This is a genomic window from Sporosarcina sp. HYO08 (assembly GCF_001563475.1).
GTDB lineage: Bacteria > Bacillota > Bacilli > Bacillales_A > Planococcaceae > Sporosarcina.
In genome coordinates this window covers 74,588-88,424 of sequence record NZ_LPUT01000029.1, presented here as the reverse complement: position 1 = coordinate 88,424, position 13,837 = coordinate 74,588, and the positions used below count along the sequence as shown (strand labels likewise).

Annotated in this window: 14 protein-coding genes and 1 tRNA gene; 14 read left to right on the top strand and 1 reads right to left on the bottom strand. The window is 42.4% G+C overall.

Annotated elements, in window-relative coordinates:
* The first annotated feature begins 67 nt into the window (after nt 1-67).
* The 7 genes from AU377_RS13755 (at nt 68) to AU377_RS13725 (ending at nt 6,583) form a co-directional block, all read left to right on the top strand.
* Nucleotides 68-1,591, top strand: coding sequence for a lipopolysaccharide assembly protein LapB (locus tag AU377_RS13755; protein ID WP_067408350.1), 1,524 nt, complete (start codon nt 68-70; stop codon nt 1,589-1,591).
* Nucleotides 1,592-1,697: 106 nt separating this feature from the next.
* Complete coding sequence (gene trxB / locus AU377_RS13750; protein WP_067408349.1) at nt 1,698-2,648, top strand: thioredoxin-disulfide reductase; 951 nt, start codon at nt 1,698-1,700, stop codon at nt 2,646-2,648.
* A gap of 330 nt (nt 2,649-2,978) precedes the next feature.
* Nucleotides 2,979-3,458 (top strand): NUDIX domain-containing protein, encoded by a 480-nt coding sequence (locus tag AU377_RS13745; protein ID WP_067408348.1) that lies wholly within the window; start codon nt 2,979-2,981, stop codon nt 3,456-3,458.
* Nucleotides 3,459-3,460: 2 nt separating this feature from the next.
* Nucleotides 3,461-4,348, top strand: a complete 888-nt coding sequence (gene rapZ / locus AU377_RS13740; RefSeq protein ID WP_067408347.1) for an RNase adapter RapZ — start codon at nt 3,461-3,463, stop codon at nt 4,346-4,348.
* A 4-nt stretch (nt 4,349-4,352) separates the two neighbouring features.
* Nucleotides 4,353-5,336: a gluconeogenesis factor YvcK family protein gene (yvcK, locus tag AU377_RS13735; protein WP_067408346.1), complete on the top strand. Its 984-nt coding sequence runs from the start codon at nt 4,353-4,355 to the stop codon at nt 5,334-5,336.
* Nucleotides 5,337-5,359: 23 nt separating this feature from the next.
* Complete coding sequence (whiA, locus tag AU377_RS13730) at nt 5,360-6,301, top strand: DNA-binding protein WhiA (protein WP_067408345.1); 942 nt, start codon at nt 5,360-5,362, stop codon at nt 6,299-6,301.
* 24 nt (nt 6,302-6,325) lie between these two features.
* On the top strand, nt 6,326-6,583 hold the full coding sequence (locus AU377_RS13725) for an HPr family phosphocarrier protein (protein WP_067408344.1): 258 nt from the start codon (nt 6,326-6,328) through the stop codon (nt 6,581-6,583).
* Nucleotides 6,584-6,625: 42 nt separating this feature from the next.
* On the opposite strand, the gene clpP is transcribed toward AU377_RS13725, so the two are convergent.
* Complete coding sequence (gene clpP, locus AU377_RS13720; protein ID WP_067408343.1) at nt 6,626-7,228, bottom strand: ATP-dependent Clp endopeptidase proteolytic subunit ClpP; 603 nt, start codon at nt 7,226-7,228, stop codon at nt 6,626-6,628.
* Nucleotides 7,229-7,413: 185 nt separating this feature from the next.
* Here clpP and AU377_RS13715 point away from each other — a divergent pair.
* From AU377_RS13715 to gpmI, 7 genes are all read left to right on the top strand, one after another.
* Nucleotides 7,414-7,485, top strand: a tRNA-Arg gene (locus tag AU377_RS13715).
* Nucleotides 7,486-7,682: 197 nt separating this feature from the next.
* Nucleotides 7,683-7,922: a glutaredoxin family protein gene (locus AU377_RS13710; RefSeq protein ID WP_067408342.1), complete on the top strand. Its 240-nt coding sequence runs from the start codon at nt 7,683-7,685 to the stop codon at nt 7,920-7,922.
* Between the two features lie 150 nt (nt 7,923-8,072).
* Nucleotides 8,073-9,107 carry a sugar-binding transcriptional regulator gene (locus AU377_RS13705; protein ID WP_067408341.1) on the top strand — a complete coding sequence of 345 codons (1,035 nt, stop codon included), beginning with the start codon at nt 8,073-8,075 and terminating at the stop codon, nt 9,105-9,107.
* A gap of 89 nt (nt 9,108-9,196) precedes the next feature.
* On the top strand, nt 9,197-10,204 hold the full coding sequence (gene gap, locus AU377_RS13700; protein WP_067408340.1) for a type I glyceraldehyde-3-phosphate dehydrogenase: 1,008 nt from the start codon (nt 9,197-9,199) through the stop codon (nt 10,202-10,204).
* A 158-nt stretch (nt 10,205-10,362) separates the two neighbouring features.
* The gene (gene pgk, locus AU377_RS13695) at nt 10,363-11,547 is read left to right on the top strand and encodes a phosphoglycerate kinase (protein WP_067408339.1); all 1,185 of its coding nucleotides are present in this window, start codon (nt 10,363-10,365) and stop codon (nt 11,545-11,547) included.
* A gap of 14 nt (nt 11,548-11,561) precedes the next feature.
* A complete protein-coding gene (gene tpiA, locus AU377_RS13690) occupies nt 11,562-12,323 on the top strand; it encodes a triose-phosphate isomerase (RefSeq protein WP_067408338.1) in 762 nt (253 codons plus the stop codon).
* Nucleotides 12,316-13,836: a 2,3-bisphosphoglycerate-independent phosphoglycerate mutase gene (gpmI, locus tag AU377_RS13685; RefSeq protein WP_067408337.1), complete on the top strand. Its 1,521-nt coding sequence runs from the start codon at nt 12,316-12,318 to the stop codon at nt 13,834-13,836. The genes tpiA and gpmI overlap by 8 nt, the downstream gene beginning before the upstream one ends.
* Nucleotide 13,837 lies beyond the last annotated feature (1 nt).

Genomic DNA, 13,837 nt, shown 5'->3' with positions numbered 1-13,837 from the left:
GTATAATAGGCTCAATACGAGGAGGAACGTTTCGTACGTTCCTTCTTATTTTTTCGGGGGAATAAGGTTGGATAAAAAACGTATTTCACAAAATAAAAAAGTCATATCGTTCATTCCAAATGGACAGTTTTATTTTAATAAAGCGTTGCAAGCGATACAACGGGATCGCTTACAAGATGCGCAAAAATACTTGAAAAGAGCAACGGAGCTGAATCCAAAAGATCCCCGCTATCTTATGCATTACGGCGTTCTCGTAATGGAAGAGGGGAATTTTGAACAAGCATACGAGTTGCTAATGAGAGCACATACACTTGATCCACAGGAGGACGAAATTGTCTTTTATTTGGCGGAAGTACATGCGCATCTTGGCCTCCTTCGCGATGCAAAGGCGTATGCGGAAATGTATATTGCCATTGCACCTGAAGGCGTTTTTGTAGACGAAGCATTAGAAATCATCGACTTTGCAGAACAAGAAGCCGCGGAATATACGGACGAGGATGCCCCGGACGGCGAAGTATACTTTCTACAAGAAAAAGCGCGTCGCTTGATGGAGACAGGAGAGTTCGGTACAGCGGTCGAATTGCTGGAGTCAATTATTGTGGACTACCCTGAATTTTGGGCGGCGTATAATAATTTGGCACTTGCCTATTTTTATACCGGAGAAACGGATCGGGCGAGAGAGCTGCTCGATGATGTGCTTAAGAAAAATAAAGGCAATATCCACGCCTTATGTAATCTTGCTATTTTTTATTACTACGAGAAAAAAGATGAAGAGCTAACGTCATTACTGAACTTACTTTTGAAGATCAAACCTTATCAAATCGAACACCGCTATAAGTTAGGCGCAACATTTGCATTAGTTGGAAAGCATCAAGAGGCGTTCAATTGGCTTCGAAGTCTCCAGAGACGTGGCTTTGAAGGAGATGCGGGCTATTATTTTTGGCTTGCCCATTCAGCCTATTTTTCTGGCTATTCCACTATTGCGAAGGAAGCGTATGCTAAACTTGTGGAAATAGATCCAACGAAAAAAGGATTTGAGCCATGGGAAGATGGCAACGATGAAATATCCATTACTTCCGTTGAGCAAGATCGCGAATTTTTATTAAATAAGATTAATAATACTTACCATAGCGAAAGACTATTTGGGTTTTATTTGCTTGGGAAGTCTATGCATAAGCAAGAGATTATTTCTCATCCTTCTTATATTCATGTCGATGAGTTAAGTGATATAGAGCGTCTTTTTTTAGCGAGCAGTCTAGACTATGAATTTAAGCCAAACACCCCATTTGACAAAGCTTTTTTGCGGGCACTCCAAACGGCTGATTTGCTTTATGAAAAATATGGTCCACTGGATAAAGAAGCCGCACATTTGTTTCAAATGTGGTTCACATTATGTGAGACGGCTTTAACACGTGAGTATCCATTTACCAATCCAGCAGCACTTGCAGCAGCAGCTGATTATATGTTCCAATCCTCACGTTATGCGGGTGTTACAAAAAAAGGAATTGCCTTGGAATTTGGAATATCCGTTCCAACTTTAACAAAATACGTTCAAGAACTAATAGATTTTTTACCGCTTTTTGATGAGTAACGTTCATGGGAAATTACGCCGTATTGGGATGAAGCAGATTAGTTGAAGCTACGCGCCAAATCTTATACGATTTGGTTAGCAGTACTATGTGGAGGAGGAAGTACGCATGTCAACTGAGAAAATTTATGATGTCATTGTAATCGGAGCGGGACCGGCAGGAATGACAGCTGCTGTATATACATCTCGTTCAAATATGTCTACATTAATGCTAGAACGCGGGATTCCCGGCGGACAAATGGCAACAACAGAAGATATTGAAAACTATCCAGGCTTTGACCATATTTTAGGGCCAGACCTATCAACCAAAATGTTTGATCATGCTCGTAAGTTTGGTGCTGAATATGCTTACGGAGATGTAAAAGAAGTGATCGACAACGGCAATACAAAAACAATCATCGTTGGTGATAAAGAATATAAAGCGCGATCAATCATTATCGCAACGGGTGCAGAATACCGTAAAATTGGTGTGCCAGGCGAAAATGATCTAACTGGGCGCGGTGTCAGTTACTGTGCGGTATGTGATGGTGCCTTTTTCCGCAAAAAAGAGATTGTCGTCATCGGCGGCGGTGACTCCGCTGTTGAAGAAGGCGCGTACTTAACGAGATTTGCAGATAAAGTAACGATCATCCATCGCCGTGACGAGCTTCGTGCGCAAAAGATTCTCCAAGACCGTGCATTTGCCAATGACAAAATCGAGTTTCTATGGAATTCAACAGTTAAACAAGTGAATGAGAAAGACGGTAAGATTGGTTCCATTACACTCGTTTCAACGGTGGACGGTTCAGAAAGTGAATTTGAAACAGACGGAATGTTTGTTTATGTCGGTATGGACCCACTAACAGCACCGTTTAAAAACTTAGGTATTCTGGATGAAAACGGCTATATTCACACGAACGAAGATATGGAAACATCCATTCCGGGAATTTTTGCTGCTGGAGACGTTCGTGAAAAGCTATTGCGTCAAATTGTAACGGCTACAGGGGATGGAAGTATTGCTGCACAAGCGGCCCAAAGGTATATTGAAGCATTAAAAGAGGAAATCGGTACAGAAGTTTAACTTATTTCTCCTACACTCAAACAAAAGCGGTGAACTTTGAGCAATGACTCGCCTGTATTGTTTAACAAATCTTTAATGTAGCCGTAACAGAAATGCAATGAGGCAGAGGTATAGTTAAAAGTATCAATTGACCCCTTTTGATATAGAACATGATTTAGGTCATCCAGCGGAAATCCGATTGGATGACCTCTTTTTGTATTTATATTCAGATGACACATACTGAAAGTGAATTGCCTGTACAATAGACAAGGGATTGTCAAGTTTCTTTATGTCGTTTTTTGAAGATACAATGTATAATAAAACTATGCGTAAAAAAGTGGGGTAATGTATATGCAACGGATCGCGAATCTTCTCGTTATAAAAGATGGCCATGTATTATTGTTAAAAAAACCTCGTCGTGGTTGGTATGTGGCACCAGGCGGTAAAATGGATCCAACAGAATCGATTTTTGAGGCTGCCGAAAGAGAATTTCAAGAAGAAACAGGTACAACACCAATCGGCACCCATTTAAAAGGCGTTTATACGATGGCGATAATGGACAATGCTGGGCAAACGGTGAAAGATGAATGGATGCTATACACGTTTATTGCCCATGACTTATCAGGTACACCTTATGAAACAACGACAGAAGGTGTACTGGAATGGCACCCGATCGAAAGCCTGCAAACGCTTCCGATGGCGGAAGGCGATCGAACAAACTTATGGTTTGCAACGCAGGAACCTGGGATGCAGTATGGAACGTTTTTTTACACGGAACAATTTAACCTGTTGAAAGAAGTTCTTCAAAAGTCTGTAGAGGGTGATGAATAATCATGACGGAAAACAAAGCACATGGAGAAATTGAATTAGTCATTATAACCGGGATGTCAGGCGCAGGACGTACAGTTGCGATGCAAAGCTTTGAAGATCTTGGTTTTTACTGTATCGATAATTTACCTCCGGAGCTATTGGCAACCTTTTTAGACTTGATGACCAAATCTGAGAATAAAATGAGACGCATTGCGGCAGTTATGGATACACGCGGCGGGGATTTGTTTGACTCTCTTATTGGAGCGCTTGATGATGTCAGACAGATTGACGGTGTATCGTCCCGCATTTTGTTTTTAGATGCAGACGATGAAACGCTTGTGCGTCGCTATAAAGAAACAAGACGCTCCCATCCGCTCGCGGCAGGACGACTTCCGCTTGATGGGATTCAAAAAGAACGGCTGCTGCTTTCCGATATTAAAGGAAGAGCGCGATCAATTTATAATACATCCAATTTAAAACCTCGAGAATTACGAGAAAAAATTATGTCCGAGTTTTCCACGAGTGAAGACGTAAACTTTACGGTGAATTTTATTTCATTCGGTTTTAAGCACGGTATGCCAATCGATGCGGATGTCGTATTCGATGTTCGGTTTTTGCCTAACCCTTTTTATCTCCCGGAATTGAAAGCAAAAACAGGACTTGAAAAAGAAGTGGCTGACTATGTGCTCAAATGGAGCGACACGAAAATGTTAATTGATAAACTAACAGATTTGTTTAAGTTTCTCATCCCCCAGTACAAAAATGAGGGGAAATCACAAGTCGTCATCGCATTTGGATGTACAGGCGGCCAGCATCGATCTGTTACGCTAGCGGAATATTTCGGGACGAAATTTGAAGATGAATATCGGACATTTATTACCCACAAGGATATAGAGAAAAGGAAGGGGTGACGCAATGGTTAAACCCCAAGAAAAGAAAAAAATAGTAGTCCTTGGGGGCGGAACCGGCTTATCCACCCTTTTGCGTGGCTTGAAGCAGCATGATGTGGATTTAACGGCTGTCGTCACAGTGGCAGACGATGGAGGCAGCTCGGGACGTCTATTGGATGAATATAGCATTCCGCCGCCCGGGGATGTCCGAAAAGTGATGGCAGCGCTTTCAGATGTGGAGCCGCTCATTGAAGAAATGTTTCAGTACCGATTTGAAACAACAGATGATTTGAAGGGGCATTCCCTTGGCAATTTAATGCTTGCGGCACTGACGGACATTACTGGTGATTTTGCACGTGCTGTTGAAACGATGGGACGCGTGTTAAATATAAAAGGGCGCGTACTACCTGCTGCCAATCAACGGATTACGCTGCATGCAGAGCTTGAAGACGGTACGATCGTAACGGGAGAGTCAAAAATTCCGGTCTATGAGCGAAAGATTCGAAAAGTATATTTGTCACCGCAAGAAGTAAAGCCCCTGCCGGAAACAGTCCGGGTCATTCAGGGGGCTGATTTACTTGTGTTTGGCCCTGGCAGTTTATATACAAGCATTATGCCAACAATATTAGTACAAGCAATTCGAGAAGCGGTATTGTCGAGTCATGCTCAAAAAGTGTATATTAGTAATTTGACAACGCAGAACGGCGAAACGTATCGTTATACAGCATCCCAGCATGTTAAGGCATTATATGATCATGCGGGGAAACCATTTATCGATGCGATTCTTTTAAACGGTACCGATTTTAATGATCTATTACCCGAAAAGAAAAAGTCAGAGCCGCCGTGGCCAGTCAAAAATGATTTAGAAACGCTGGGACGTCTTGTTCCCAAAATAGCTATTAGGGAAATTGCTACTGTCATTGATGGGTTTGTATTTCATGACTCTTTAAAAGTGGCTGACTGGCTCATCAATTATCTAGAACAACTTGAGAAAACGAATCAGACATGATCGTTCGGAGAGGGGGAAACGGCATGTCGTCTTTTGCTTCGGTCGTTAAGAAAGAATTGACACAAATTGAAGCGGATCAATGCTGTATTAAAGCAGAGATTGCAGCATTCATACGGATGAACGGCTCGTTGTCTTTTTCAAACAAACAACTAAGCCTTGACGTTCAAACAGAAAATGCGGCCATTGCAAGACGACTTTATACGAATCTAAAACAGCTCTATCCGTATAAAGTCGAATTGCTCGTACGAAAAAAAATGCGATTGAAAAAGAATAACGTGTATATTTGTCGAGTGCGAGAAGGTGCGAAATCATTATTAGAAGATTTGTTAATACTGACTGGGACATTTCAATTTAAAAACGAAATATCAAAGCCTTTAGTGAAAAAGAAGTGTTGCCAGCGGGCTTATTTACGAGGTGCTTTTTTAGCGGGAGGATCAGTGAATAACCCGGAAACATCTTCCTATCATTTGGAGATTTTCTCAATTTACAAAGAGCACAGTGAAGCACTTGTTGACTTGATGAATAACTATTATCTCAATGCGAAATCGATTGATCGGAAAAAAGGGTATATTGCCTACTTAAAAGAAGCAGAGAAAATTTCCGATTTCCTAAGCCTAATTGGCGCGCATGTGTCACTCATGAAATTTGAAGACGTGCGGATATTAAGAGATATGCGTAACAGTGTCAATCGACTTGTCAATTGCGAAACGGCCAATTTAAATAAAACAATTGGTGCCGCACAGCGCCAAGTCGAAAATATCAAACTGATTGATCAAACAATCGGACTGGATCAATTGCCGGATCGATTGCAAGAAATCGCCCGCCTTCGATTAGAAAACCAAGACATTACGTTGAAAGAGCTTGGGGAACTTGTGTCGGGTGGAGCCGTTAGTAAGTCAGGTGTTAATCATCGCCTGCGAAAAATAGAGGAAATAGCCGGAAATCTCCGCAGTGGAGGTATTTGATTTTTAGACGGGAGTTGGATGAACATGGTTGAAAGAACAGTTGAAGTGAAAATGAAAACTGGCTTGCAAGCAAGACAAGCTGCCCTTTTTGTACAAGAAGCCAATCGTTTTATCGCAGATTTGTTTTTACGAAAAGACGAGCGCCAAGTGAATGCAAAAAGCATCATGGGTATTATGAGTCTTGCGATTGCAAGCGGTACTTCCATTACATTAATTGCGGATGGGACAGACGAAGAGCAAGCCATTGAGTCATTAACAAAACTTGTACAAAGTGAAAGCTAAACAAAAAACCGACCCTTCACATGCGAGGTCGGTTTTTGTTTGTTATTTATCGTTTTCTTTCATGTCGCTGCGTGTAATGATATGGTCAATTAGGCCATATTCTTTTGCACGTTCAGCAGTCATGAAGTTATCGCGATCTGTGTCTCTTGCAATGACTTCAATAGGCTGTCCTGTGCGATCAGCAAGAATACCATTTAACTTTTCACGTAAGAACAGAATACGTTTCGCTGCAATTTCGATTTCAGTGGCTTGCCCTTGTGCGCCGCCAAGTGGCTGGTGGATCATCACTTCGGCGTTTGGCAGTGCATAGCGCTTACCTTCTGTTCCAGCTGCTAGAAGGAAAGCACCCATTGATGCTGCCATTCCGATACAAATCGTTTGAATGTCTGGCTTGATAAATTGCATTGTATCGTAGATTGCCATTCCCGCTGTAATACTGCCACCTGGGCTGTTAATGTAAATGGAAATATCCTTTTCTGGATCTTCAGCTTCTAGAAATAATAATTGTGCGACAATTGAGTTGGCGACATTATCATCGATGCCGCTTCCAAGCATAATAATACGGTCTTTCAATAAGCGGGAATAAATATCGTATGCACGTTCTCCCCGATTCGTTTGTTCAATAACTGTAGGTATGAGATGCATTCCATTTCCTCCTTTGAAATCAATTCTTTTTCACCATGTTGAATCGCATTGGATCAACAGTAATCCTATCATACATAGCATGGTCAACAAAGGTCAAATTTAACGCTTGAAATTATAAGGTTGCATAGTCAACTTATTAGTAGTATAATAACTCTTGTCTGCTGTGAATAATTAATATGTCATTTGCCCCCGTGGTGTAACGGATAACACGCAAGATTCCGGTTCTTGAAATATGGGTTCGATTCCTGTCGGGGGCGTACGGAGACGCATACTTTGAAAAGTATGCGTTTTTTTATTTCATTTTTTGAATTAGATAACCCAATCTTCTCATATTTCTTAACAGTATGCGAACTTTTCATCCATAATTTCAACAAAATAGAGTGAATGAGAAAAATTTAGCATTTTTTTAGTTTATTGCTTATACTGAAGAAAGAAAAAATGTGAGGTGTCTTCCATGCATGTAATGTTTTATACAAAACCCGGCTGTTTGCTTTGTGAAGAAACAGAGCTCATGATGCAATTATTACAAGAAGACTATTCGTTAACCTGGACTAATGTCAATATCGAAGAAGATGATACCATTCATGAAAAATTTATGTTCAATATCCCGGTCATTGAAAAAGATGGGGAAGTTTTATTATCCGGTAACTTTAGTGTAGATGATTTGGTGAGTGTATTAAAATCAAATGTATGAAGATTGAAAATTTGTTCATCTTAAAGGTACGTAATTTGAAAAAAAGATGGAAAGGATATATACTAAAGTAGAAAATATTTTTTTATTCTATGTGGGACGTTTTTGTTTGGGTGGGTCGATATTGATCCATCGGATGAATGGAGGAACATTGTGGAAAGAATCATTGAAGCACAACGAATGCTCATTCCTGAAATGATCGACACGCTGGAGCAACGGTATCGATTAGTCAAGCTTATTAAAATGGCAGGCCCGATTGGCAGGCGGCCGCTTGCTCAATTGGCTGAACTATCCGAGCGTGAAACGCGAACCATTATGGATATACTAAGAACCCAGCAAATCATACGTGTTGAAAAAGAAGGTGCCACGATTACAGATCAAGGCGTTGGTGTGTTGGAAACGCTTGAAATAATGATGGAAGATTGGTCAGGGCGTGCTGCACTTGCCAAGAAATTGGCAACATTTCTTGGGATTCGTTCTGTAAAAGTGGTTGCTGGAAATAGCGACGATGACAAAGCTGCTAAACAAGCAATTGGTGCAGAAACTGCAAAAAAATTCGCTCAAGACCTTGGTAAAGGAAAGATTGTGGCCGTTACGGGTGGAAGTACAATGGCTTCAATCCCCTCCCATCTCGATCAAATGAATAAGCACGACGATTTACTTTTCATTGCAGCGAGAGGCGGTGTTGGGGACGACATTGGTTTACAGGCAAATGTCATCGCGGCATCATTTGCGAATGCATGCGGCGGAAAGTACAGCACATTGTATTATCCGGAGTCGCTAAGCCCCGAAGCGCATGCGGCGTTTCGAAAAGAGCCATCCGTCCGAAAAATGTTAGCACTATATGAAGCCACTGACTGTGTTTTACACGGAATTGGTGATGCCCATACGATGGCTGCTGTCAGAAATACGGACAATACCGAAAAACAAATGCTGCTAGATAACGGTGCAAAAGGCGAAGCGTTTGGTTATTATTTCGACCAAGATGGAAACGTTGTTCACCGTATCCTAACAGTGGGCATTCAAACTGATCACCTGGATCGCGTACCGCTCATTATTGCGGCAGCAGGCGGAGCAAGTAAAGCGGAAGCGATTTTATCTTATATGGCGAGTGCACCTAAACAAACGATCTTAGTAACCGACGAAGGTGCGGCAAATGAAATGATGAAACGATTGATCAACAAATAATTGAACGTCGATTGGGAGGGAGTCTCCTAGCGGATATAAGGAGTCCGGACTTCCCTTTAAGATAATATAAAAATGCGGAGGAATTTCCTATGACATTAAAATTAGCAATTAACGGATTTGGACGAATTGGACGGGTTGTTTTTCGAGAGGCGTTGCAGCAAGAAGAAATCGAGATTGTGGCAGTGAATGATTTAACAGATGCGGCGATGCTTGCGTATTTATTGAAATATGACACTGTACACGGTGTGTTTGATGCAGATGTTCAATCAGACGGTGATATGCTAATCGTGAATGGGAAAAAAGTAAAAGTCTACGCGGAGAAAGATCCTGCGGCATTGCCATGGGGTGAACTTGAAGTAGATGTAGTTGTCGATTCAACAGGGGTGTTCCGTGACCGTGAATCACTCAGCAAACACTTAGAAGCAGGAGCGAAAAAAGTGATTCTATCTGCACCGGCGAAAGGTGAATTGACAACGCTTGTGATGGGGGTCAACCATGAATCGTATGATCCTGAAAAAGACGATATTGTTTCTAATGCATCTTGTACAACAAACTGTTTAGCGCCGGTTGTAAAAGTGCTTCATGAACAATTTGGCATCAAACGTGGTCTTATGACGACCATTCATTCTTACACAAATGACCAGCGTATTTTAGATTTGCCGCATGCTGATTATCGAAGAGGACGCGCAGCGGCAGAAAATATGATCCCGACTTCAACAGGTGCGGCATCTGCTGTAACAAAGGTGATACCAGCGTTAAAAGGGAAGCTTGATGGCATGGCTGTACGCGTTCCAACACCAAACGTTTCCCTTGTCGACTTCGTAGCAGAGGTCGAAAAGGACGTTACGGTCGAAGAAGTGAACAATGCACTAAGGGAAGCCGCAGGTGGCGAACTAAAAGACATTTTGTTCTATAACGATTTACCGCTCGTTTCAAGTGACTATAACGGAAATACATCATCTTCAACTGTCGACGGACTTTCCACAATGGTGCTTGAAGACAGTATGATTAAAGTGCTGTCATGGTACGATAATGAATCGGCGTACTCCGCTCGTTGTATTGATTTGGCACTTTATATGTACCGAAAAGGACTTTAAATGGCATAGTATTTAAAATAGTAATAATAAAATTAGCCAATCATGAAGAGACCCCTTATAATGATTAATGGGTATTGGAGGAACGGGGTACCCCGTTCCTTCTTTTCATTTAAAGCAGATCTGAATAGATCGAATAACCGTGGAGGTGGGCCTGCTTCATGAAGTCCAAAATGACAATGAAAGATGTACAACTAGAAGGAAAACGTGTTTTTTGCAGAGTCGATTTTAACGTTCCGATGGAAGACGGAAAAGTGACGGATGATACAAGAGTTCGCGCTGCGATTCCTACGATTCAATACTTAGTAGATGAAGGTGCAAAAGTTATTTTAGCGAGTCATCTTGGTCGTCCAAAAGGAGAAATCCATGACAGTATGCGTTTAACAGCTGCGGGTGAAAAGCTGGCGGAACTGATTGGACAACCGGTTAAAAAATTGGATGAATCAATTAGTGCCGAAGTTGAGGAAGTCATTTCCAACATGGCAAATGGTGACATAGTGTTGCTTGAAAATGTTCGGTTCCATGCAGGTGAAGAGAAGAACGATCCGGAACTTGCGAAAGCATTTGCCAATTTAGCGGATCTCTTTGTCAACGATGCATTTGGAGCCGCACACCGTGCACATGCATCAACCGCTGGTATTGCCAATTATTTACCTGCCGTTTCAGGTTTATTGCTAGAAAAGGAGCTAGATGTTTTAGGGAAAGCCCTTTCAGATCCAGAAAGACCTTTTACAGCGATTATTGGCGGTGCAAAAGTAAAAGATAAAATCGGCGTGATTGAATACTTGCTTGATAAAGTTGATAACTTAATTATTGGTGGCGGGCTATCTTATACGTTTAGTAAAGCCCAAGGTTATGAAATAGGTAATTCTTTACTAGAAGAAGATAAGATCGAATTAGCCAAGTCCTTCATCGAAAAAGCGAAGGAAAAAGGCGTGAATTTATATTTGCCAATTGATGCGGTTGTGGCAAATGAATTTTCAAAAGATGCAGAAACGCAGAATGTTTCCATTAACGCCATCCCTGAAGGTTGGATGGGGCTTGATATTGGACCAGAAACAGCGAAAGTTTATGCGGATGTTATTCGTAATTCAAAACTTGTCATATGGAACGGCCCAATGGGTGTATTTGAAATGGCGCCGTTTGAAAATGGAACAAAAGTTGTCGCAGAAGCGATGGCAGAGACTTCGGCTTATACAGTCATTGGCGGCGGAGATTCGGCTGCAGCTGTAGAAAAGTTCAATGTCGGGGACAAAATGGACCATATTTCAACCGGTGGCGGGGCTTCTTTAGAATTCATGGAAGGAAAAGAACTTCCCGGCGTGACAGCATTGAATGACAAATGATCGGAGGAAATAAGATGCGTAAACGAATCATTGCAGGAAACTGGAAAATGTTTAAGACAATGGCAGAAGCGAGCAGCTTTGTTGAAGAAGTACAAAGCCAAATCCCTGTTTCGGAGAAAGTGGAAGCGGTCGTATGTACGCCGTCCCTTTATCTTTCCGAGTTAGTGAAGATGACGGAAGGTTCAGCCCTTGGCGTCGGTGCTCAAACGATGCATGAAGCGAAGGAAGGAGCATTTACGGGAGAAGTAAGCCCGCATATGCTCGCGGATCTCGGTGTTGGTTACGTCATTTTAGGTCATTCCGAACGCCGTCAATATTTTAATGAAACAGATGCGTCAGTCAACAAAAAAGTGCATGCAGCATTCGAATACAATTTAGTGCCGCTTGTGTGTGTGGGCGAGTCATTGGAACAAAGAGAGAACGGTCAAACGGTTGAGATCGTTTCAGAACAAGTGGAAAAAGCCTTTGCAGGTATATCTCCAGAACTTGCCGCAAAAGCAGTCATTGCCTACGAACCGATTTGGGCGATTGGTACAGGAAAAACAGCAACGGCAGAAGATGCCAATGAAGTGTGCGGAGCGATTCGGGAGACAGTTCGTTCTCTATACGGTGAAGAAACAGCCAATGGGATTCGCATTCAATACGGCGGCAGCGTGAAACCGGACAATATTGCAGAGCTCCTTTCTATGACACATATTGACGGTGCGTTAGTTGGCGGCGCAAGTCTTGAGCCGCAATCTTTCCTAGCGTTAGTTGAGGCAGGGGCCAATGAGTAAAGGACCTGTTGCACTTATTATTTTAGACGGTTTCGGTTTACGTGATGAGCGGCTTGGAAATGCTGTTGCACAAGCGGATAAAAGAAATTTTGACATTCTTTGGAATAACTATCCTCATGCCACGTTAACAGCTTGTGGGGAGGCGGTTGGTCTTCCGGAAGGCCAGATGGGAAACTCTGAAGTAGGGCATTTGAACATCGGTGCCGGCAGAATTGTCTACCAAAGCTTAACACGTATTAATAAATCGATTCGTGAAGCAGGTTTTTTTGACAAGGAAGCGCTACTCCGTTCAATTGACCACGTGAAGCAGCGAGATTCTGCATTACATGTGATGGGTTTACTTTCGGACGGCGGTGTACATAGTCATTTTGAGCATTTATTTGCATTGCTGCGTCTTGCAAAAAACAATGGGATTGAAAAAGTATATGTCCATGCGTTTTTAGACGGACGCGATGTGGCGCCGCAATCGGCACTCGATTTTATCGAACAAACAGAAAAGGTGATGGAAGAGATTGGCGTCGGCAAAATTGCGAGTGTTTCGGGACGTTATTACGCGATGGACCGGGACAAGCGGTGGGATCGTGTTGAACGAGCTTACCGTGCGATTGTCGACGGTGTTGCACAAACTGCAGCGACGCCGACAGCTGGTGTCCTTGCTTCTTATGAACGCGAAATTCATGATGAATTTGTCGTTCCTTTCATCATTGAAGAACTCGGTAAGCCGGTTGCAACGGTTGAAGACGGGGATGCCATGGTATTTTTTAATTTCCGTCCCGATCGTGCCATTCAATTGTCACGTGCACTTACAGAGACTCATTTTGATCACTTTGAACGGAAGCCGATCAGGGATTTGAAATTCGTGACATTTACGCATTATAGCGATGAGGTCGTGTCGGACGTTGTGTTTGATAATAGTAATTTAAACAACACGATCGGAGAAGTTATTGCCAATCATGGACTAAGGCAGCTGCGAATTGCGGAAACAGAAAAATATCCGCATGTTACTTTTTTCATGAGTGGCGGAAGAGAAGAATTATTTGAGAATGAAGATCGCATTTTAATCGATTCGCCCAAAGTGGCAACATATGATTTACAGCCTGAAATGAGTGCCTATGAAGTAACGGATGCACTGCTTGAAGGAATCGCTGCGGACCGTTACGATGCTATCATTTTAAACTTTGCAAATCCCGACATGGTCGGTCATAGTGGTATGTTGGAACCGACAATTAAAGCGATTGAAACCGTCGACTCATGTCTTGGAAAAATCATCGATGCTTTGCTTGCGAAAGGCGGTACAGCGATCGTTACAGCGGATCACGGAAATGCCGATGAAGTGACAACAGAAGACGGCGCGCCGATGACTGCACATACGACAAATCCTGTTCCTGTCCTTATTACAAATCCAGATGTCGTGTTGCGGCAGGACGGTATACTCGCGGATCTTGCCCCAACAATGTTAAAATTGCTTGGACTCGAACAACCGGAGGAAATGACCGGTACACCATTATTTTAAA